The organism is Marinobacter halophilus, from assembly GCF_003007685.1.
Taxonomy (GTDB): domain Bacteria; phylum Pseudomonadota; class Gammaproteobacteria; order Pseudomonadales; family Oleiphilaceae; genus Marinobacter; species Marinobacter halophilus.
This window is the reverse complement of the sequence record NZ_PXNN01000010.1, coordinates 1-21,486: the sequence shown is the minus strand read 5'-3', so window position 1 is coordinate 21,486 and position 21,486 is coordinate 1. Positions and strand designations below refer to the sequence as shown.

Below are 21,486 nucleotides of genomic sequence, written 5' to 3'. Positions count from 1 at the left end.
ACGAGCTTTCTCCTTTACTGGACGAAGCCGATTGGCTGGCTGAGCAGGCCATCGGTCTGCTGGCATTGTTCTTCTTTCAGGGCATCGAGCAGTCGGCCGGTACGTGGCCGGAAACCGCGCAGCCGGAGGTTTTGAACCGCGGCTCGCATAACGCCCGGTGTGAGATGATCCAGTTCAGCCAGCTCTGACTGCGCCAGAGTATTCACCTTATCCTGGTCCACAACACAAGCTGCAAGTATGGCCTTCACCTGCTCCGTGGTCAGATAGCGGAACTCTACCTTCATCTGAAAGCGGCGAAGGATGGCTTTGTCAAAGCTATCGAACCGGTTGGTGGTGGCGAGGAACACACCTTCGAAGCGCTCCATGCGAACCATGAACTCGTTGACGGCACTGATCTCCCAGCTGCGTTGTGCCATATTGCGGCTGTAGAGGAAGGTATCCGCTTCGTCCAACAGGAGCACCGCACCCGTGCGCTCCGCTTTTTCGAACATCTCTGCAATGTTCTTTTCTGTCTGTCCCACGTACATGCCCAGCAAGTCACTGCCGGATTGCAGCATGAAGGGCTTACCCAGGCGCTTGGCGAGCTCCTGAGCATAAGCAGTTTTACCGGCACCCGGTGGGCCGTACAGGCAGATTCGCGCGCTGCCCTCCTCCCGAACGAAGCGCTCCACATTCCAGAGGCTCGGCTTGGTGTTGATCCACTCGGTTCGGAAGTCGGGAAAGTCCGACTTCTGAGCTTTTGGCAGCACGCACCTCGGCTTTCGCTCCCCCAACACGTCCAGCCGCTTTCGGACCATAGTCTCCAAACGTTGTTGGTTGCGCATAATCTGGCGTGGCGGCAGGTATCGCCCCACTTCCACCAGATTCTGAGCGAGCGCAGGCGTCATCCATGGCTTGCACGCGGCTTCTGTTATCCAGGCCTGAGCGACAGGCAGTTCAGAAAGCATTTGTTTCAGCTTTCCAGCCTGACGGTCACTCCCACCCTCGATTTCAACAATGAAGTCAAACCTCCTCAGAAAAGCAGGATCAACGGCGCTGATGTTGTTGCTGATCCAGATCACCGGAGCCCGGTTCTCCTCCAGCATCTGATTGAACCAGCCTTTGGCAAGCTGATCGGATTTACGGAAGGCATCCTCCATTTCATCAAACAGCAGAACGGCACCGAGGCGATCTTCCAAAAACATCTGTGCCATTTTGGCAGCGTCCAGGCGAACACGGCCGGTCATGGCGCCAGAGTGACTATCTTTGGTGGGGACTTCGTACAGCGGAGCCCCCAGCTTTTCTGCCAAAGCCCTGGCCAACTGAGTTTTTCCGGTGCCCGGCTTTCCATAGAACAGAATGTTTTTCCCGCTAGATTTGTTATTCAAAGCATCCTGCAGGTAATCCAGCATCAGCTGAAGTTCGGGCACGCCCCGAAAATCTTCGATGGAATGCAGCGCCTCAGGCCCTGGTGGGCAAATGTGTTTGAACAGCATTTGCTCGATGTCTTCCGTGGCACCAGTTTCACATTGCTCAGAGGTGGCCACCACCAACTGACTCAGTAAAGGGCCTGCCTCCACCAGATCCCAGATGTCGCTGTTCTGGTTTGGTTCCTCCAACAGTCGGATCTGGCACAGCATGGCATCCTGATCCAACGCTGCTGCAATGGTCCTCGCGGACTCTCGCATCGCTCTGGACAAAGCACTTATCGAATTTCCATATTCATTAATTTCCAAATCCCGCATGACCTCCTTTGCCTTTGGGTGTTTGAGCAACAAAATGGCGAAAATTAGCAGTTTGATTTCAACTACGTCGGCTTTCAGCAACTTGACCAGGTTGGCCAGTAAGGGTTCAAAGGACAGCTCCGGCTTGCCTCTCAGGCTTCGGGTGAGCTGTTTTTCACGCTTGCGCACCGCATCAAGAAATACCGGTGCACTTATCTCACTATCAACTCCCGACGGCAGCTCAAGCCCGAGGAAAGCATCTGGCTCGTCCATGCCAACTAGGCGGAATTCCTTTTTATAGCCGGTTATGAGAAACAGCCGGCAGAGATATATCTGCAGCAGCTTCAGATCGTCTTTGGATTGGGGTGAAAGGTAATCTGGCTCGTAACCTTCATTGATGAGCTCTTTCCACAACAACATAAAGTGGTCTCCTGATCCTTTTAAGAGCATTTTATGCTGTTAGTACGTCATTTTGTGTCGCTTTATCTATTATTGTATTGTCTGCATCCTGCGACCAGGTGAGTCGCACCAACCCCCTAAACTGTCCTTAATTAATGATAGGATGCGCACTAAGTAACCCGACCGGTTGGAGTCTATGGCTGTTCGTTTTCGTAGAACCGTTAAGATTTTCCCAGGCGTTCGCATGAACCTTGGCAAGCGTGGTGTGAGCGTTTCCGCAGGGGTGCGCGGCGCCAATGTCACGATGGGACAACAGGGGCTTTACGGCAACGTGGGACTCCCGGGGTCGGGTTTGTCGTACCGTGAAAAACTCCTGAAAGAGGGAAAGTCTGGACGGCGTTCAGCCAAGGCTTCCACAGCGTCTGGCCAGGACACCGTCCTTCCGCCTGTTGCAGAACGCATCGCGCAAGTTCAACTGAACAATGTGTCTGGCGAGATCGCAATTCTGGATGCCAATGGTGCTGACCTTGGCAACGAAGCCATGGCAGTGGCCAAAGCCCATGCCCACGAAGCGTTGAAGGAGAACTTGGCTGAACAGGTGGATGCCCATAACCGGATGATGGAACAGATTGGCTCTATCCATCTGGGCACTCCGGCGCCGGACCAGTTCCCCCAACTGGTGCCAGAGCCCTTCGAGAAACCATAACCGGTTGGGCCGGAACCCAGAAAACTGGACTGGAAAGCCTGGCTCTGTCCGGCCCGGCGCAACGCTATTTTGAACAGCAATGAACGGCGGGTATCAGCGTACCAACGGCAGCAGCTGCAATGGCAAACGGAACGAGAAAATCATCGGCGCAAGGAGGGCCAGCGGGCTGCGTTGTATCAACGAGCTCTACAGGCGAGCGTGCCGGCCATGGAATTGGTGCTGAATGACCATTTGATGGATATCGACTGGCCACAAGAAACCAGCCTGTCCTTCGAGCTGAGCGCCGATGGTAAAGTTCTGATGCTGGATGTGGATCTGCCCGAGATCGAGGATTTCCCGAAGACTGAATTGCGCCTGTATCAGCGGGGTATTGGAGTGTCCGTCAAAGAGCTTTCCGATACCGCTCTCAGAAAGCTCTACATGGCCCATGTGCATGGAATGGGGTTTCGCTTGATTGGCGAAGGGTTTGCCTGCGCGCCTTCGGTAGAAACGGTGGTGCTTTCGGGCTTCACGCAGGTTACCAATGCGGCCACCGGCCGTATGGAAGACAAGTATCTGTACAGCGTGAAGGTTAAGCGCGAAGCCTGGGTCGCGATACAGTTTGGCAACCTGGGTCAGGTCGACCCGGTTGAGGCCCTAGCCGCGTTTGAACTGCGCCGTGATATGACCAAAACCCGGATTTTTCGGGCTATTGAGCCATGGGACGCGATTGTCGCGCCCCATTAGGCCTACTGCACCCTTCGACTTCACCCGTCAACGAGAAGTCGCTCTTACCTCGATTTAGAATCTAAATTCTGGCCCGAAAGAAAATACGTTGATATCCGTTTCACCCGTTTCATCTTCATCGCCGACGTTCAGTAATAGGTCCCAGTCTGCACGGAGTCGGACCCGCTCCGAGATTTCATAACTTATGCCCAAGCCGGTTCTGAATGCTACGCCGGTATCGTTGTCGCTGACTGAAAAGGTTTGAAAGCCGTTACTGGCGGCTGCCTCATAATTCAAGCGCCATAGCATTAGCCCCGCCTTGGTAAATACCTTGAACGGTCCGGTTTCCGGCATGCCCAGCTGGAGGGTGGTGTCCACAAAATGGCCATTCACAGCTAGGGCCACACCTATTCCGCTAATGACACCCGAAGCTTCAATATCATCAATGTAGCGATAGCCAAACTCCAGATTGGCAAAGCCATTCAGCTCGGTGCCGCCGTAGATCCGAAAGCTCAGAGCGCTATCGTCACATGATGCTTCCGAGCCATCGCAAAAATCCTCTACCGTTGCCTGGCCAGCCGAGATACCGAAATAACCAGGCTTTGCCTCCGTCGCGTAAGCCGGAGCATGTGATATCGCGACGATAGCGAGCAGTAATGCGGTTCTGTTCAATTTCATTTCGACGTCCTTTTTCGAGTACAAACTTATCGGTGGTCGAAGTGACGACCGAGTTTAGGGGTAATCAGGGTAATCACTTCTAGCGACACATACGGTCGCTAGTCAGTTAACTGGATTAGATAGGAGTGGTCATTCCATTCGCGTTCGGTTCAATCCTCGCTCCAGCGTCGATGCAATTTCTTGTCGCAGCCAAACAGGCTCAAGAATATCGCAATGCACCGCCTGAGCGGTCAGCCACCAACGTAAGTCCTGGGTGTCACCAACCGTCACCGTGATATCGAAGGTGTTGTCATCACCCTCGCTGGTGATTTGATCAAAGCCCAGCGGTGCTTCGATCAAATGATTCAGAGCCGGTTTGTCACAACGAAGCTTCAAGAAGATGGGCTTATCGGATCTCAGAATGCCCATGGCGCCGGAATGGATGTAGAGGTCCAGATCGAAATCTTCCGGGCGTTCAACCGGCTCCTCCACCAACTCGCCGGTGCTTGCTCTGTGCAATACCAATTGGCGCACGCCTTCCCTGCCTTCGATGGTGCCGATCAGGTACACGTTCGGGTCCCGGAAAATCAGACCAAACGGGTGTATAACGATTTCTTCCGGCTCTGGCCAATTACGAGCCTGATAGGTCAGTTTGCACTGGTACTCCCGCAGCAACGCTTCGGTGACCGTTTCCAGCACATCCGCATCAATCGCCGGACGCAGCCCTCCCAGGCCACGATTGATCACCCGCACCCGATCTGGCCATTGCCCCAGGGGATTACGTTCGCGCAACAAGGTCCGGTGCGCTTCATCAAAATGGGGTTTCAGGTGCGATAAAGCTCGTGGCGGAAGCATGGGGCTGAGATAGGCCTTGGCCAGCTCAAAGGTCAGCGCGGCTGGCAAATCCAGTGCTGGAATGATGTCGATGGTGGCGTCGCGGTCGAAGGACCATTGGAACGGCCGGGTGGCTTCATCCACCAGCAGCGGAAAGTGTGTGCTGAGCTTTTCCAGGTCTCTCTGGATCGACCGCATGGTGACCGAAAAGCCCTGCTCTTTAAGCCTGGTCGCCAATTCCGTGGTGGTAATAGATTTCGGGAAACGAGGCACCATTCGGAGCATGGTGAGATAGCGCACGGCGGTGCTGGACATCAAGGGACTCCCTGTCTGGGCGCAACGGCGCCCATAAACGACTACATATGTCGCTTAACTCTACCCGACCCGGATTGAGGACACCAGCTTTAGGCAACACGTTGATTCCATTCGATTGCACTCACTGCACACTGGCTTAACCATCGGCCAAAAGAATTTCAGCCTCACCCACAGGCTCCAGTGACTTTGTACTCCGCATCGGCTCACAGACCAATGGCGCCGAGATGTGGGTTTTCATCAGGCTCTGAAACGCATCGACGTGATGAAACTCCGGATCCAGCCACAGGTCGAACTCCTCCGGGCGCAGCATCAGGGGAAGGCTCTTTGGGTGAATGTGGTTGAATCTGGGGTGTGGCGGCAGGGTTATCACGGTAAAAGAATTGACGGTCTCATCTTCAAAGTGCCAGGTCTGCCACAAACCGGCCAGTGCCGTGGCTTCATTCTGCGGGTGAATGTTGTAGACCTGCTTACCCTTCCATTCGTGGAACGCGCTGACTGGTACAATGCAGCGCTTGGTGGGATACACCTTCTTCCAGAGTGGACTGCTGGTTAAGCGATCACTGCGGGCATTGAAAGTGTGAAACTTCGGGTTGGGCCGGAAGCCGTAACCATTCGAATTTGGTTCGATCAGCAGCGACCAGATGCCTGGTAGCAGGTACCGGTCGTCCGCTGCGTCAATAACGAACTCCCCAATTCCGCCCGGCGGTACGTTGTGCTGAGGTCTGGGTGCGACGCCGGGCAGCCCCAGTTGCTCCATCAGCGTTTGGACTTCGGGGGAGTCGATTACGTTGTAACGTCCGCACATAGCTGCATCCTTGGCCTATCTGTCTGAGCCAGTGTAGTCAAAGTTCACCGGCGCAGGCGACCCACTCTGTCGTTTGGCTGGGTTATTCTGACCTGGGATTCTTGAAGAGCTTGAACGTATGACCTGCACCACCGCCGTGTATGACCTGAGTCAGATACTCCATTACCCGATCCGGGTTGAGGTGAATAGCTGGGATTCCAGGCATCCCCTGCACTGGGTCAGTTATAATGATGAAGGCCGGATTGCTGAAGGGCAATTTCTGGAGCCGCCAGGGTTACCCCTGTTTACGCTGGAAGATGATGCAGGTCGGCGTCTCTGCGATGCGCTACCGGAGTCTGTCTCAGCAGTTGCCGCTTTAATGCCCGCGATGGACTTTGAGCTGGCGCAGGCCTGTGCGACCTCCGAGGGGGCGCGGGAACTGGCTGATGATGCTCCCCTGCTCTTTATCCTGACGGTCGACCACGCACAAAAACAGTCATGGTCGCTCGAAGCGTTTAATGAGTTCTTGGCCGGTAAGCGTTCCGACATCCTCAAAGCGGTTGGGCTTCCGGGCAGCAGATCCCTCGTTCGATTGGTACGCCGCCTGGCCTTGTCCTCGCTATTACCCTGGGAGCTGGAGGATATTCATACCGCACTTCAAAACCCGGAATACGTGGGCTTGATGCGGCACCACCCTCATCTTCATCTGAACCACATTCGGCTACTTAACCGCATCCGCCGGCCACTGTGGCCTGGGCTATTAAACCTGGTAGACGAGCACACTTCGGCAGTGGATATGTCCTGGCTGTGTCGGATGATTCGGGACACCGTGGTCATGGCCGGCCGGAATGAGCAGGTTCTTGCAGGCATCCATTCCAGAGAAGCTCTTCAGGCCCAGCATGACCATCTGGTTGAACGGTTCAACAGGGCGAACAGCCGAAACTCTAAAGAGAAGCGCCAAGACCTGGCGAAAGAGCTTTCTGAGGAGCACGGCGACTATCCGAAGCCGCCTCTCGCCCCAATTGAAGGGATAGAGCCTTTGCGCTCCTGGCTGGAACTGTTGGAAGAAGGTGCATCCATGCGCCATTGCGTGGGCAGCTATGATATTCCGGTTGCCCTCGGGGAAGTGTTCATTTACCGGATGGTCCACCCGGAGCGTTTAACCATCTCGCTTGAGTTTCATAACAGGACGTGGGTACTTGGGGAGGTTCGTGGGGTGTGTAATTCCAACCCTTCGGAAGGTACTTTGGATTGGATTCGGCGGTGGGTGAATACTGATCGCAATAGTTAGAATACCCAGACCGACGCAACTATGTGCAGACTGACTGGCACAAAGAAAACCAATGTGCAGCGTGGTGTGTCTTTAAAAACCACATTGGTCCCGTCAAACCCCAAAATTGATTAGAAATTAATCAGATTCAGGGCGATTTGACAAGAATACGGCCAAAAGTGGTTTGCACAAAGGGTGATACATGAAATATGCGATCAACGTTGTTGTTTGAGCAATCCTGACCAGCCATAAAGATCTTCTGGATCTAGCGGAGCCTTCAGATTGGCTATTAACGATGGGCACTGAAGCTGGCGATAATGGTAATGACGTTCTAAGTTGCCCCAGTTTGGCACCATAAATTGACCGCTCCGGTCGCAAAGCGGACATTCAGATTGGGGAAAATTTTAAGCTGCGACGGTGGCCGAATTCATGACCCTGCGCCTTGCATGCCAAGGCGTTATAGTAATCAGCTCAGCCCGACTATATGGTGCGCCGCTAGAGTGCCGAAACCCATGTTAGCGGCGCGGCCAGAATGGTCAGACGGCCAACACCGTGGCCAACACGCCGGAATTCGCCGAACGTCAGGTCCATGCCGCCTTCGAACAGGATGATGGCAACGCACGTTGACACCTCGAGGGCGGTTACTGGTCGAGCCATTTGGTATCCACGACCGTGGCCCATTTACTGAATATTCCCTTGAGCGGGCTTCCCAGGAAATCGAGATAGGCTTCGCAGCAGGCCTACAAACGGTTTTCATCCGCAGCTAGGCGTTCAACTTCAACCCAGTCGTTCCAGGCAACATGAAGTCCCCAGTCGGGCTCGTCGACTTTGCAATCCGGCAGTCGGTAATGGAAGGTAGGCCGGGCCTTGATCAACGTATCATCCGTTGCGGCGCGGACCCGCTCCTCATCCAGGAACATGAAAAGTGGCAACATGTCGAGCGCACGGTTGCGGGTTGGATTGTCGGCGAGATAGTCGTCAATTAAGGTTTCGAGATCGGGCCAGTAATCGGCGGCCAGGAGCTTCTTTACATAGTCAGTTGGAAAGGGATCGACATAGCTGGTTACCCGGCGAGAGAAATCGACGTCGGCACGCACTAACAGCCAGTCGTACAGACACATAAATGCTTTGAGGCAAGCGGTGATCATTCCAGTCTCGTGGCTCGGCAATTCAGGATTGAATTGCATGCCGAAGGCATTAAAAATGCTTTCCGAGGTACCCTTTGCGCCGGTTTCACGTAGATAGCTGATCAGCGCTTCTACCTCATTCAGTCGATCCAGTGGCAGCGGCGGACCAACTATCTCGAGAGGCACAATTGCCTCGGCGGCCCAGGCAAGTGCCTCTTCAGTAGTCTTGTTTATTTGGCCAGCAAGGCTTTCTGCATCGAGGTCCTCACGGCCGAGCTTCTTGAGCAGGTCATAGTCCAGTTCAATTACCCAGTCACCTTCCGGATCACCCCTTAATCGGCGTTCGTAACGGCCGTCCGATGTGATGTCGAGTTCAAAAAAGCCGGCAACCAGTCCGGCCAGTGTATCAAGATCAAGACCGCTCATTTCGAGCTCAACGCCTACACGACGGGTCTTGCCATCGGCGTTTTCCTGCCAGGGCGGTTATTTCAGCTTAGTGTTTGATGATGGCATGGACTATATAATTCCGTTATGTTGTGTGTTGTTCGGTCAAATACAACCTCAGACTTGCTTACGCGCTTCCAGCATCAGTGTTGTGCGCTGATCGCAAATGCCCACGCGTCTAAAGAAATCAGGAGCTATTGCACTGGGTGATTGCTTTGACGTTTGCCTAAACGGGTTTTTATTTTCCAGTAAGCGAATCCGAGCAAGCCGAATAGAACTAGCAAGAAAACCACATTAAAGACCGGGAACGGCTCGGTTCTTGTGCTGGTTTTTTCTATGCTGACTAGATTGGGAAAGGCTGAAATCAGCCGGATACGCCAGCCATAGTATTGAATCAGGGCAAGCTGGTTGCTGTCTTTACTCAACTGCTGGGCCTTTGCCTGGACATCTGCCGAATCGAATTTAAAATACCAGGGAAATCCGAACCCGGTATCAGCATTGCGAAATACGCTTACATCAACAGAGTTATCGGGTTCGCCCGCGTTGATGAAGTACACATCACGGGTAGGACCATCAGCGACGTTATCTGAATTGATCACACCTTGAGCATCCATGCGCTTTACTTCCACCCCGTTAATCACGACCACAGCATGTTTAGGCAAGAAGTAATGTAACGTTGCTCCAATCCCCAGCAGTACCACTACCAGAAAACCTATCCCGATTGCTTTTAATTTCTTCATTAAAAAAAGGCTCTTTACAGGCACGCTCAGTCTCTGCTTACGCAGCATAAGACATTAACAATCGGCCCATCCTGGCGCCGATTGTTAGCAATCTAGGTTTCTCGGGAAACTTATTTGAAGCGAGAGGTAGCAGAGCTGAACGCGCTGCTTACCGAATCCCAGGCGCTATCAACACCAGCTTTAAGATCTTCCCAGGCATCGTCGCCAGCGTCGCTCAATTCATCGAGTTTTTTGCTGACGTCCTCTTTCATCGATTTCAGTTCATCGATCTGCTTGTAGTATTCCTGCTGGGCATCGGCTTCTTTGGTATCGGCTTTGGCTTTCAGCTTATCAATCTCCGCATTCCACTCGTCCAGTTTGGCCTGAAGCTTTTTAACGTAAGTATCTTTCATGCTCATTATCTTAATTCCCTGTAAGCGCACACTCTAGGTGCCAAAGAGGCCGTGACCCTGCCTTATAGGCTAATGGCAGAGTCACTGGCTGAATCGAATTTACCCTCAGCCCCGAGGCTAATCAACGTTTATTACAGCCCATCAAGAGTCACTTCGGAAACTACTCATCAGCCACCTTTTTGAGCCATTCCACGCCAAAACGCACACCAAAACCCTGCAAGTCTGTCGGTATCTGCGCCAGCCCACCCGGATGAGTGCCGGACGAGGCCATGTCTACGTGCACCCAGCCGATTTCTTTGTCCACAAAACGGCCAAGCAAACGTGCTGCATAGATATGATCACCGGGGCCTTTGGTCCTGCATTGCAGGGTATCGGCGACTTGCGATTGCAGGTCCTCATCGTAATCGTCTTCATAGGGAAACGGCCAGACCCTCTCACCGCAACGTTCGCCTGCCTGAATAAGGGGCTCTACCCACTCCCGGCGGTTGGTTATCGCGCCAGCCATTCGCTGCCCCAAAGCCGCAACAACGGCGCCCGTCAGCGTTGCGTAATCAATGATCGCGCGAGGTTTTCCTCTGGACACCAGGGCAAGCGTGTCCGCCAGCACCATTCGACCCTCAGCATCGGTATTGATCAGTTCGATTGTGGTGCCGTCCAAAGCGGTGATCACATCGTTACACTTGACCGCGCGGGAGCCGATATGGTTTTCCGCCAAAGCCAGCCAACAATCAACCGGCTGATCAAATTTCAGGCGGGTGATGGCCAGAAAAGCACCCAGCGCGACGGCACTACCCTGCATATCACCATGCATCCCCAGCATACTGCCGCCGACTTTCAGATTGCTGCCACCGGTGTCGAAACAGATACCTTTACCAACCAGAGCTAGCGGTTTGCCCTCAGCTCCCGCTGGACGGTATTGAAGATGAAGTATGCCTGCATCCCTGACCGGGCTGGCCTCAACCACGGAAAGAAAAGCGCCCGCGCCCAGTTCTTCCAGCTTGTCCCGATCATAGAACTCTGATGTCCAGCCTTCCTGGCGGGCAAGCGATTCGGCAAGCTCCCGGTAGATGCCCGGCGTCAGGTAGTTACCGGGCAAATGGGTTAACCAGCGAGCCAGGTTATTGCCCTCGGCCGTTGCTTCAGCGTATTCAAAATCAGCGTTACCAAGGCCCCCGAAATAGCTCATGGCTTTGAGGCTATTTGGCTCGGAGGCTTTGCCCGTAATTTTCGGCAACTGGAAAAGCGCTGCATGGGCCGCAGCCAGGAAGGCCTCAGCCATCTCACCTGCGGCCACCTCATTATCAAGCAGGCAAAGGACGTTTATTTCCTCCACCCGGTCAGCAATCAGAGGCCCGATAGCCTTGCGCGCCAGAGTCAGTGCCTTGAATGTCTGAAGTTGATCCGCCACGAACACAACCGCCGCTCTTTCACCTCCGGGCATGGAGAGAAACACCGGGTTGGCCGTTTTCGGATGGGCTGAAAGACGCTCTCCCAGAGCGTCGGACCAGGGCGTATTATCGATCACTTTCCGATCCGCATCAGGCACAAGGAGAACCACGCCTGATCCGGGCTTGAAGTCCCAGGCAGCGGGAATCGGTTGGTCTTTCTGGATCGACAATGGCGATAATCCGGGGAATTCTGGCTTCATTTTTGAAGCTCCTTTGGGGGCTGAAAATATAGGTATAACTATAGTTGGTTTTCCGGTGCAGACAGGTCTATAAATCAGCTTTCATTACAAGAATTTTGCTGCATGTCGCAGCAGGAAAGGAGCTATTTCTAGATATGAAGGCATTCACAAATCCGGTTGGTTCCGGCACCCTCTGGTTTCATAACCTTACTACCGCCGAAGGCACTCCCGTTGCCTACGACCCACAAGCGCGGGCTTTCCTGCCCATGCCTCCGTTCTGTGCGAATCGCGAGGTCATTGGCTGCAACTGGATCGCGCCTGAGGAAGGCGCCTTCTGCCGATCCTGTGCCATGACGGCACTGGCACCGGCCCCGGAAATTCCCAATTCCATTCCCAATTGGGCAGAAACAGAAGCAGCAAAGCGTTGGGTAATCGATAACCTGGGCCGCTGGCACTGGTTCAGGCCAGAGGATCCGGGAACCAGACCGGTTTTCCATATGCTCGCTGACGGTCACACGATTGCAGGCATGGGCCATGGCGACGGCGTGGTCACCATCAGCGTTTCCGAAGCCGACCCTGTTGTCAGAGTCACTCGCAGAGAAGCCCTGGACGAGCCTTACCGCACCATGATCGGGCACATGCGCCACGAGATTGCCCACATGCTCTGGTGGCGGCTGAGTTTGCGTGAGGACTTTTTGACCGCCTTCCGTGAGATGTTCGGGGATGAACGGGCCGACTATACGGCTGCGCTGAAAAAGCATTACGAGCAGGGCCCCTCCCAGGACTGGGAGCTGTTTTACCTGACGTCATACGCCTCTGCGCATCCGCACGAGGATTTTGCGGAGACAGCGGCACATCTTCTACATCTGACCGACATCACTGACAGTTTCGTGGCGACTGGCCTGGCGTCGCCTGAAATGCCCGGCCATAACTGGGATCCGTACTCAGAGACGGATACCGCCACGCTGGTTCATGTAGCCGCTACGCTCGCCACACGAATCAATCATGTGAACCGTTCCATGGGCCTGGCAGACATCTATCCCTTCGTGCTGTCGGAAACAGCCCACCGTAAACTTGCCTTTGTGCACAACTGGTTACGCCGCGGGGCCCAGGGGCTTTGAGTAGACGATAAGTGAAAGACCTTAGGTACAATCCACCTTCGAATTTAGTTTGCAAATGCAATAGTTGCGCATATATTTCGCGCGAAGGCCGGGATCGTGATTAGCCAAGAAAAACGGCAACGTTTCCGATGCCTTATTGCAAATAAAAAGGAGTTATAACATGGCGATTACACCTGAATCAGAAATGTCACCGGAAGTCCTTGCATGGCGCGACCCGGAAATGCCCTCAGTCAAGGGCACCGAAAAGCCAAAGGATCCAAACAAGGGCTATATTGCCCTGCTCGGCTGGAGCGTTAACGCCATCAAGGCGGCACAGAACTTTGACCGTCGCTACATTGTCGTTGCGCCTGAGTGGGCCACGGATTTCTGTAAAGCGAACAGCATCCCTTTCATAGCATGGGATTTTATCCGCCTGAATGATCGATCCATGGAGATTGCCACACGGCTGAAAGAAGAAGGCGTTGATGTCGCCATCCCACTGTTTGAAGAAACCGTTGAGTGGTCCGGTGCCATCAACTCTGTGCTGATGGACAGCCCCCGTATGTACGGGCAGTCAATCCTGTTCCGTGACAAGGCCCTGATGAAGCGCCGTGCCCAGCTTGGCGGCATCCGCGTAGGCATCTTCGAGGAAGCCCACGAGAAAGAGGACATCATCCGCTTCATGAAGCGTGTTAACCAGACGCTGCTGAAGCTGGATGGTGACCCGGATGACCCGATTCACGTCAAGGCTTTCGACAAGGCCGGCTGCCTCGGCCACCGGATGATCCGTACACTGGAAGAAATTGACAACATTCCGAACGAGGAATATCCGCTGCTGATGGAAAGCCATCTGAGCGGCTGGGAATTCGCGGTTGAGGCCTGGATTCACGACGGCAAGATCCAGTTCCTCAACATCTCCGAGTACGTAACCCTGGGTTATTCGGTATTTGTACCGGCTACCAAAGAGCTCGAGAGCTGGAGGAACGCGATTACCAAGCAGATCGAACTGCTGATCAAGACCTTTGACATCAAGTTCGGCCTGATTCATCCCGAGTACTTCGTAACCGCTGACGGCGAGATGTACTTTGGTGAGATCGCCTATCGCCCACCGGGCTTCAAGGCTTTCGAACTGATTGAAAGGGCGTACGGATTTAGCGCTTACCAGGCTTCCATGCTGGTTTTCGATCCGAAGAGCACAAAAGAGGAAGTGGCTGCGTTCTTCCCCAAGGAAGTCGAGGGCGCGAAAGGTTATGCGGGCTGCTTCGGTGTCTACCCGCGTCGCCGCGTGGTCAGCAAGCTGGAAATGCCGAAAGAGTGCGTTGATCACCCGTACTTTGATTCCCACGAGCTGGTTGCACCGACTGAGGAGACCGTTCCGGATCGGAATGCCTTCGGTACTCACTGGGGGCTGGTGTTCTTCTTCGGTGACGATCCCATCACGATGCGGGATCTGCTGAAATCCCAGGAAGACCTGGATTTCTACGTTTAAAGACGCAGAGTCAGTTCATCGGATATGGGTGGCCGGGTGATTGCCCGGTCTCCTGACTGGATTGTGCTCAAGTACAACCCAGTCAGCCTATCAACAATAGAGTAATTTTATGAAAATCGTTCGAGTGCAAGACATTATTGGATCAGAGCGTGAGGTGAGTGGGCCAGGCTGGACCAGCCGCCGGATGCTTCTTAAAAAAGACGGCATGGGATTTTCTTTCCATGAAACCATTATTCCGGCCGGAGCCGAACTTAACCTCTGGTACAAGCACCACCTTGAAGCCGTCTATTGTGTTGCGGGCAACGGAAAGATTCTGGACAAAGCCACAGGTGAAACCCACGAGATCACCGATGGGACTCTTTACGCGCTTGATAAGCATGACCAGCACACACTTTACGGTGGGACAGAAGACATGCGCCTGATCTGTGCCTTCAACCCGCCCGTTACAGGACGTGAAGTTCACGACGAAGACGGGGCTTATCTGCCGGACACCGGCGAGTAATAAGGCCAGCCTCGCCCCAGGTGGGGCTGCAACCATCCCCTTCGATTTGTGATCAGTCAGTCAGGCGATCCTGCCTTCGCCGGGAACGTTCTGGGTGGCACGGGCATTTTCGCGGCGTGTATGGACTCCTCCTCTATTGCAAGCACTTTGTTCGATCGCGACTAAGGTACGACTGCCTACGTGTATCCGGTCTCTTTAATGATGCCGTTTTGTAGGCACCGGACCCTGATGGGCTATCCGCGCACTGGTTCCCAATCGCTTACACGAGCTCAAGGCTCTAGCCGCTAAAGGGGTTTCCCAGCGCCGGTTCGACCTGTTCGCCATCAATCAAAATGCCATGCAATCGTGGTGGTGGACGTCTCCTATACAGTTTCCAGTTGTTACCCCGGCACACCCAGCCCTCAAGCTACCCAATCAAACGCCAGCCGCTGCAAGCCCTTCGTCATAGGCAACCTCATGGTTTACCAGCGCCCAGGCGATGCGCGCTGTTTTGTTGGCCAATGCCACCGTCGCCACATTGACATGCTTCCGAGAGGCAAGGCCTTTCAGCCAGTGACTGAGCCCGTCATCTTTGCCATCCACATGACGCAACACGGCCCGGGCTCCGTGAACGAGCAGCTTGCGCAGGTAACTGTCGCCGCGCTTGCTGATCCCCAGTAAACGATCTCGCCCTCCGGTGCTGTGCTGCTTGGGTGTCAACCCCAGGGAAGCGGCAAAGTCACGCCCTTTGCGGAAGGCCTTCCCGTCGCCCAGTGCACCTGACAAGGCACTGGCTGTGAGCGGCCCCACGCCGCGCAATGTCATTAAACGCTTCGCCACAGGATCTCGCTTGACGCTCTCAGTGATCCGATCGTCAAGCGCTGTGATGCGGTCATCCAGGTACCGGAGGTCCTCAGTCAGCCCATTCAGCAGAACCCGGAAACTATCGGTAAGCCCGTTCTCGGCGTCTTCAAGCCAATCTGGTAAGGCGCGGCGAAGCTGCTGGATGCCCACCGGGGCCACGATCCCGTATTCGCCCACCAGTCCTCGTATCTGGTTGGCCTTGGCCGTGCGCTGTCCCACAAGTTCCTCCCGGATCCGATGTGCGGCCTGAATGTCCTGCTGGGCGACGGTCTTTGGGGCGACAAACCGCATGTTCGGGCGACTCATGGCTTCGCAGATCGCCTCCGCATCTACCCGGTCGTTCTTGTTGCTCTTGACGTAAGGCTTAACAAATTGGGCGGCAATCAACCGAACATGATACCCCCGCTTCTGAAGCTCCCTTGCCCAATGGTGAGATGACGCGCAAGCCTCCATGCCGATCTCGGCACCGGCGGGTACTTTACGGCTGAGGGCATCAAGCCATTTCTGACGGGAGTATTTGCCTTGCCATTGAGTTGTACCGTGACGGTCTACGCCGTGCACGTGGAAAACTGATTTGGCAATATCAACACCGGCGCGGATAATGTTCACTTAGGCTTCTTCTCATCTTCATGATGGTTGACTGATCACTCACCATTTTGGCACGTAGATGCCGGTGAGGTGAGGAGGAGTCCATCCCATTGCTTACCTATGCGCAGGTGCGTGAGGAGGTTTAACAAGCGCTAACAAAGGACGCAATCGGTGCTTTTTGCACCGATTTCCTGGACGCTGATAATGCCTCCTTGCAGTCGCGCCTTCTGACGCTGGTGATGATTTTCGCCGCTCTTCGCTAAAGTCGCCTTCGAGATGGATTTCGAAATGCCGGGTGTTATATTACTGTCATTCAATCCCGACCAGAAATAATTGAGTTTGACGCATGAAAACAGCAAATAGGGGGCTCGTTACTCTACGATGAGTCGCTCCAAGATGGACGAGGGAAACTCGTCCGCGCCAGGGCCCTGGCACACCGTCCCCATCGAAGAATACACCCTACCGCCCGACGCCCGGACGAATCTGGTCAAGAAACGCTGGAAAGCATTGCGTCAGCGGTTCAGTGGCGAAGACGGGGAAGCCGAAGTTTTCCGCGCTGAGGCTGACCTGAGAGAACTGCCGAACGTTCGCCTTGCCCACATCGTGCCGCCGATCGATTGGTCATCAGCAGCCCGATCGTTAGCGCAGGCCTTCAGTGAAGTTACCCAGGGAGGCATCCTCAAGCCGGGTGCGAGAAGTTCCAAAAGCGAAGACACCACTCCCTGGTTTTTTGTCAGCCAGCCCTACTGTGACCATGGTTCGATACTTGAAAACTGGGCTGCCGAACATCACGCACGCGTGTGGCAACCACCTGGCACGGAGCAAATCCTGAACGGCGACAGCGCCTGGCTGGAGACGCTGCCCAAGGGAAACGGTCAGCCTTGGGTGCTGCCTGCCCTTGAGCGGTGTTTCTTCCGCCACGCCAACGGCCTGGATCTATTGCGAGGTTTTATGGAACGGGCCCTTTCAGGCGAATGGGGCCCGGGTATTATTGGTTGTGACAGTTGGGCATTCGCCTTCGTCCAGCGTATTTTTCCCCTGACAGGTGCGCCCGCAATGACCCTGCAAGCCTTTGACGGACCAATGCTGGCCGATTATTTCGTGCGTGGCAGAACCACGCCGGCCAGTCGCAACCAGATCCGCTTCTTCAGTGCTCGCAGCGGAGAACCCCTGGTGCCGGATGAGACCCAAGACGCATATGCCAGCACTGGTGCGCCATCGGGGGACGAACAGGATCTGCCGGAGTTTCGTCAGCTTGCCGCCCATTGCCAGGGCAATCCAGGCCTGGCCTGGCATTACTGGCGTAAGCAACTTCGCTCGGAGCCTGAGACGGAGCAGCAGGATCGCGCCGAAGTGCGGGAGACAGGTGGGACGACACAAAATACTGACGGCCCCGGTTCCAGCGATAACGTATGGGTTGCGCAAGATGTTGAAACGCCCCCGATGCCCGCCGAGACGGATGAGGACGTCGCTTTCGTGTTGCACGCAATACTTCTTCACCGTGGCTTGACGACCGATCTGCTCACGCTCCTGCTGCCGTCGCCGCGCGCCCGAATTGCCTCTCAACTGCTACGCCTACAGGCTTTGGGACTGCTGACTCGTGATGGCGAACGCTGGCAGGTTGCCCCGCTGGCTTATTCTACGGTACGTGAGTTTTTGCGCGTGCGCCGCTACCTTACCGACGCGTTCTGAGGATTGATAGTGAATAGCTCGACCGAACTCACCGATCTGTTCAATAGCCTCGATCAAGCCGCAATGCTGAAGCTGGCCATGATCGTTTTCGGCGCCCTGGTACTGATCATAATCTCCCAACGTGCTTTGCCCTGGCTGGCAAATCGTCTGCATGGCAGCCTGCGGCACTTCCTTCTGGCATCAGTGCCGCTGATTCGTCTTCTACTGGTTGTGGCTGCGCTTATTCTGACAGTGCCGATAGTCATCGAACCCTCACTGCGTAATATGGTGACCATTCTCGGGGCCGTTGGGTTGGCGATCGGTTTTGCCCTTAAAGACTATGCCAGCAGCCTGATTGCCGGCGTGGTATCGGCTTTTGAGCAACCTTATCGGCCCGGCGACTGGGTCGAAATTGACGGTCACTATGGGGAAGTGATGAATGTGGGCATGAGGACTGTCGCACTGGTCACGGTGGATGATGATTACATCACGGTGCCGCACCTGAAACTCTGGTCTTCAGCTGTGAGGAACGCCAATAACGGTACGCCGACTCTGCAATGCAACGCCAGCTTTTACGTTCACCCGGAGCATGACATGTCACGTGCCCGTGAGGCACTGGAAAGCGTGGCGATGACAAGCCCTTATCTCTGCTTCGATGAACCCGTCGTGGTCGTTATCCGAGAGGAGATCTGGGGCACGAAATACACTCTTCGGGCTTACCCAGTCGACCCACGCCAGCAATTCCGCTTTGTCACCGACCTCACGGCTCGAGGACGCGAGGCACTGACGCGTGCTGGCGCGCGCCCCCTGTTGCCAGGGAGCCTGGCACTCGAAAGCATCTGGACGAATTGGAGCTGATAGGCGAAAAGCTTAAAGCCAGTGCATCGGCCTAGCGATATCCGAACGGCTGAGATTTACACGTACATTATCGAAAACAAACAAGCGCGGACCATCCATCAGCCCTTTTGATCGACTTTGAACGAGACACAAATGCTGAAATTAACGCTCCATAAAGGTCCGCTTTCTGGGCATTCTGATCGTTTCTGAATGTTCGCTTTTGTTTACTAACGAACCTTCGGCAACTCATCCCAACTGGTCGTATACGCCGGCGACAAGTGCCCCCGCCGCATCGCATAGGCAGCAGGCCCCACCTCTCTGGCCATGTAGACCGTAGCCCTGGATTTCCGGTTAATGGTATCCATCACCGCCATCAGGCGTTCCGATCTGCCGTTGTCTGGTGCCTGCCCGGCAGCGGCTTGGAAGAGATCCTCTTGAACCCCCGCTTCTTCCACCATTTCGCCCAGCATGACGCCGGCCTTGGCGTAATCAAACCCTTCGCGATACATCGGTCGGAGCAGATTCAGGGCCTGCTGCACAATAACCCGGGAGTCCTGGGTGGGCTGGATGAGCTTCACACTGCCACTGCGTGAGTACTGCGGTGCTGTGGCTTTGAACGCGTTGGTTCGGATGAACACCATCAGCTCTCCGGCATACTGCTGGCCTCCCCGAAGTTTCTCGGTCGCACGTGTCGCAAAGTGCGCAACGGCTTCCTCCAGGTCGCTCAGTTTCTGCAGGGGCTGACCAAACGATCGGGAGCACATGATTTGCTTCTTTGGGGCCGGTACATCCTCCCACGGCACACAGGGCACACCATTGAGCTCCCGGGCGGTGCGTTCCAAGACGACAGAGAACTGTTTTCTGAGGGTCGCCAGATGGGTATCCGCTAACTGTAACGCCGTGACAATGCCCATGGCCTGAAGCCTGGCACTGAGTTTTCGCCCGACGCCCCAAACCTCCTCAACCGGCACCCGAGCCATCAGTCGCCGTTGCCGGGCGGGGTCTGTGAGGTCTACCACACCACCGGTGGCCGGATACTTCTTCGCAGCATAGTTAGCCAACTTGGCCAGTGTTCGCGTGGGGGCAATGCCCACACAGACGGGCAAGCCGACGTTCTGATGCACGGTGTTCCTGACCTCTCGGCCAAAGTCCTCGAAGGACACTACCCGGTCAATGCCGGTGAGGTCCAGAAAGGCTTCGTCAATCGAGTACACGTCCACCCGTGGGGCCATGGCTTCGAGTGTGGTCATAACCCGTCGGCTCATGTCGCCATAGAGGGTGTAGTTGGAGGAGAACACCTGGATGCCGTACCGGCGAATTTCCGTTTTGATGTGATGGACCGGCACGCCCATCTTGATCCCCAGTGCCTTGGCTTCTTTCGAGCGGGCGACCACGCAGCCGTCGTTGTTGGATAACACGACCACAGGCGTATTGCGCAGATCCGGACGGAACAGCTTCTCGCAGGAGGCGTAGAAATTATTGCAGTCCACCAGCGCGAATACGGCCTGATCCCGGCCAACCGATCTCATCCCTACCCTCCCCGCTTCATTGACCGGATGACGTTGGTCACCACCCCAAACACTTCCATCACCATGTCACCCTCAACCGTAATGGGCTCGTAGGCGGGATTGCGCGGAAGGAGGCGCACCGGTGGTGGAGTCAGGTGCAATTGCTTCACCGTCATCTCGCTTTCCAGGCTAGCGATGATTGTGTCGCCGTGCCCGGCCCTCAGTGACCGGTCCACCACCAGAACATCGCCGGGATAGATGCCCGCCTCAGTCATGGACTCACCCTGAACCCTAACGAAGAAGGTGGCAGCAGGATGCTGAATACACAGCTCGTTCAGATCAATGGTCTTCTCAATGTAGTCTTCCGCCGGCGATGGGAAGCCAGCCGAGACCCGCTCCAGAAACATCGGGATGTTCAGGCGTGAGACGGATTCGTAGTCACCAAGCAGAATGCAGGACATGCTTTACACCGGATACTGGTTGAATATACAGTATTTTGGCGAGACAATATCAGCGGGTCAACCCATCATTGGGCACAACGCCCTATACTCGGAATAGTGCCGCTGCCAGGACGGCGGGAGGAGTCTGTATGAAAAGCGTAATACTGATGTTTGTAGGCGGCTTATTGGGCAGCCTAATCGGGCCGGTAGTGGCACTGGTGGGTGTGGCAGCCGGTTACGTGGTTGGACTCGCCCCGACGCATTCGGTTGTCCTGAAGCCGAGTGAGGAACACTCGCACTGTCGTTAGCTTCCGCCAGCTATCTGTTGCCGGCAACGACAGAGATGCCTTGAGCACCAAATCCATATTGCCTAGAATGGCGCTCTTTTCATTTAATGCAGGTCACTAGCATGAACGATACTAAATCGCTGCCAGCCTTACCGGATCGACTTTCAAGAAACCCCAATAGCCCGCACCACGTAGCAGAAGTTTTCGAGCACGACATTGGTATTCTGCTCAATGGCAAAGAGCGCACCAATGTAGAGGAATACTGCATCAGTGAAGGTTGGATAAAAATCGCCTCGCCCAAAGCGCTGGATCGTCGCGGACAGCCGCTTCTGATGACTCTGAAAGGAAAGGTTCAAGCCTACTACGATTAAACAACAAGATGTGTTTCATCGCCTGATCGAGGCCTTTTGGGTTTATCTGGATATTTTTTGCATGAGAAACCCAGCCAAATTCAGGCGAGTTAGTCTATTGAAATTCAAGGGTAAAAATGGAGGCGCGGGTCGGAATCGAACCGGCGT

Annotated in this window: 20 protein-coding genes and 1 pseudogene; 9 read left to right on the top strand and 12 right to left on the bottom strand. The window is 54.8% G+C overall.

The features are described 5' to 3' along the window. Nucleotides 1-14: 14 nt before the first annotated feature. Nucleotides 15-2,123, bottom strand: coding sequence for an AAA family ATPase (locus tag C7H08_RS06375; protein WP_165793944.1), 2,109 nt, complete (start codon nucleotides 2,121-2,123; stop codon nucleotides 15-17). A gap of 175 nt (nucleotides 2,124-2,298) precedes the next feature. On the opposite strand from C7H08_RS06375, the gene C7H08_RS06370 reads away from it, so the two are divergent. After that, nucleotides 2,299-2,808 carry a DUF4236 domain-containing protein gene (locus C7H08_RS06370; protein ID WP_106670913.1) on the top strand — a complete coding sequence of 170 codons (510 nt, stop codon included), beginning with the start codon at nucleotides 2,299-2,301 and terminating at the stop codon, nucleotides 2,806-2,808. Nucleotides 2,809-2,877: 69 nt separating this feature from the next. Continuing rightward, complete coding sequence (locus tag C7H08_RS06365; protein ID WP_106670912.1) at nucleotides 2,878-3,534, top strand: hypothetical protein; 657 nt, start codon at nucleotides 2,878-2,880, stop codon at nucleotides 3,532-3,534. 54 nt (nucleotides 3,535-3,588) lie between these two features. On the opposite strand, the gene C7H08_RS06360 is transcribed toward C7H08_RS06365, so the two are convergent. The 3 genes from C7H08_RS06360 to C7H08_RS06350 form a co-directional block, all read right to left on the bottom strand. Then, on the bottom strand, nucleotides 3,589-4,191 hold the full coding sequence (locus C7H08_RS06360) for an outer membrane beta-barrel protein (protein WP_106670911.1): 603 nt from the start codon (nucleotides 4,189-4,191) through the stop codon (nucleotides 3,589-3,591). Nucleotides 4,192-4,320: 129 nt separating this feature from the next. Continuing rightward, on the bottom strand, nucleotides 4,321-5,319 hold the full coding sequence (locus tag C7H08_RS06355) for a helix-turn-helix transcriptional regulator (RefSeq protein ID WP_106670910.1): 999 nt from the start codon (nucleotides 5,317-5,319) through the stop codon (nucleotides 4,321-4,323). Nucleotides 5,320-5,455: 136 nt separating this feature from the next. After that, a complete protein-coding gene (locus C7H08_RS06350; protein ID WP_106670909.1) occupies nucleotides 5,456-6,124 on the bottom strand; it encodes an SOS response-associated peptidase in 669 nt (222 codons plus the stop codon). A 118-nt stretch (nucleotides 6,125-6,242) separates the two neighbouring features. Here C7H08_RS06350 and C7H08_RS06345 point away from each other — a divergent pair, with 118 nt between their 5' ends. Continuing rightward, a complete protein-coding gene (locus C7H08_RS06345) occupies nucleotides 6,243-7,394 on the top strand; it encodes a PcfJ domain-containing protein (protein WP_106670908.1) in 1,152 nt (383 codons plus the stop codon). 474 nt (nucleotides 7,395-7,868) lie between these two features. Here C7H08_RS06345 and C7H08_RS18170 read toward each other — a convergent pair whose 3' ends face one another. From C7H08_RS18170 to C7H08_RS06320, 5 genes and pseudogenes are all read right to left on the bottom strand, one after another. Continuing rightward, nucleotides 7,869-8,030: a hypothetical protein gene (locus tag C7H08_RS18170; protein ID WP_165793942.1), complete on the bottom strand. Its 162-nt coding sequence runs from the start codon at nucleotides 8,028-8,030 to the stop codon at nucleotides 7,869-7,871. Between the two features lie 83 nt (nucleotides 8,031-8,113). Then, nucleotides 8,114-8,944 (bottom strand): annotated as a pseudogene (locus C7H08_RS06335) (amidoligase family protein); the annotation flags it as partial. Nucleotides 8,945-9,138: 194 nt separating this feature from the next. After that, complete coding sequence (locus C7H08_RS06330; protein ID WP_106670920.1) at nucleotides 9,139-9,684, bottom strand: DUF1523 family protein; 546 nt, start codon at nucleotides 9,682-9,684, stop codon at nucleotides 9,139-9,141. A gap of 110 nt (nucleotides 9,685-9,794) precedes the next feature. Then, on the bottom strand, nucleotides 9,795-10,082 hold the full coding sequence (locus C7H08_RS06325; protein WP_106670906.1) for a sll1863 family stress response protein: 288 nt from the start codon (nucleotides 10,080-10,082) through the stop codon (nucleotides 9,795-9,797). A 154-nt stretch (nucleotides 10,083-10,236) separates the two neighbouring features. After that, on the bottom strand, nucleotides 10,237-11,724 hold the full coding sequence (locus tag C7H08_RS06320) for a M17 family metallopeptidase (protein ID WP_106670905.1): 1,488 nt from the start codon (nucleotides 11,722-11,724) through the stop codon (nucleotides 10,237-10,239). A gap of 134 nt (nucleotides 11,725-11,858) precedes the next feature. On the opposite strand from C7H08_RS06320, the gene C7H08_RS06315 reads away from it, so the two are divergent. The 3 genes from C7H08_RS06315 to C7H08_RS06305 all read left to right on the top strand — a co-directional run bounded on the left by C7H08_RS06315 (nucleotide 11,859) and on the right by C7H08_RS06305 (nucleotide 14,794). Next, complete coding sequence (locus tag C7H08_RS06315; protein WP_106670904.1) at nucleotides 11,859-12,824, top strand: zinc-binding metallopeptidase family protein; 966 nt, start codon at nucleotides 11,859-11,861, stop codon at nucleotides 12,822-12,824. 160 nt (nucleotides 12,825-12,984) lie between these two features. Next, the gene (locus C7H08_RS06310; RefSeq protein WP_106670903.1) at nucleotides 12,985-14,292 is read left to right on the top strand and encodes an ATP-grasp domain-containing protein; all 1,308 of its coding nucleotides are present in this window, start codon (nucleotides 12,985-12,987) and stop codon (nucleotides 14,290-14,292) included. 109 nt (nucleotides 14,293-14,401) lie between these two features. Next, on the top strand, nucleotides 14,402-14,794 hold the full coding sequence (locus C7H08_RS06305; RefSeq protein ID WP_106670902.1) for an ectoine synthase: 393 nt from the start codon (nucleotides 14,402-14,404) through the stop codon (nucleotides 14,792-14,794). A 414-nt stretch (nucleotides 14,795-15,208) separates the two neighbouring features. Here the strand turns inward: C7H08_RS06305 and C7H08_RS06300 are convergent, their stop codons facing one another. After that, a complete protein-coding gene (locus C7H08_RS06300; protein WP_106670901.1) occupies nucleotides 15,209-16,246 on the bottom strand; it encodes an IS110 family RNA-guided transposase in 1,038 nt (345 codons plus the stop codon). Between the two features lie 360 nt (nucleotides 16,247-16,606). Between C7H08_RS06300 and C7H08_RS06295 the strand changes: the two genes are divergently transcribed. Both C7H08_RS06295 and C7H08_RS06290 read left to right on the top strand, forming a co-directional pair. Beyond that, entirely contained in the window at nucleotides 16,607-17,917 is a 1,311-nt protein-coding gene (locus C7H08_RS06295) for a hypothetical protein (protein ID WP_106670900.1), read from the top strand. 9 nt (nucleotides 17,918-17,926) lie between these two features. Next, a complete protein-coding gene (locus C7H08_RS06290) occupies nucleotides 17,927-18,754 on the top strand; it encodes a mechanosensitive ion channel family protein (protein WP_227663359.1) in 828 nt (275 codons plus the stop codon). A gap of 206 nt (nucleotides 18,755-18,960) precedes the next feature. On the opposite strand, the gene umuC is transcribed toward C7H08_RS06290, so the two are convergent. Together umuC and umuD are read right to left on the bottom strand one after the other, a co-directional pair. After that, nucleotides 18,961-20,262 carry a translesion error-prone DNA polymerase V subunit UmuC gene (gene umuC, locus C7H08_RS06285; RefSeq protein ID WP_106670899.1) on the bottom strand — a complete coding sequence of 434 codons (1,302 nt, stop codon included), beginning with the start codon at nucleotides 20,260-20,262 and terminating at the stop codon, nucleotides 18,961-18,963. Between the two features lie 2 nt (nucleotides 20,263-20,264). Further along, nucleotides 20,265-20,702: a translesion error-prone DNA polymerase V autoproteolytic subunit gene (gene umuD, locus C7H08_RS06280; protein ID WP_106669736.1), complete on the bottom strand. Its 438-nt coding sequence runs from the start codon at nucleotides 20,700-20,702 to the stop codon at nucleotides 20,265-20,267. A gap of 388 nt (nucleotides 20,703-21,090) precedes the next feature. Between umuD and C7H08_RS06275 the strand changes: the two genes are divergently transcribed. Continuing rightward, a complete protein-coding gene (locus tag C7H08_RS06275) occupies nucleotides 21,091-21,339 on the top strand; it encodes a DUF3297 family protein (protein WP_106669735.1) in 249 nt (82 codons plus the stop codon). The last annotated feature ends 147 nt before the right edge of the window (nucleotides 21,340-21,486 follow it).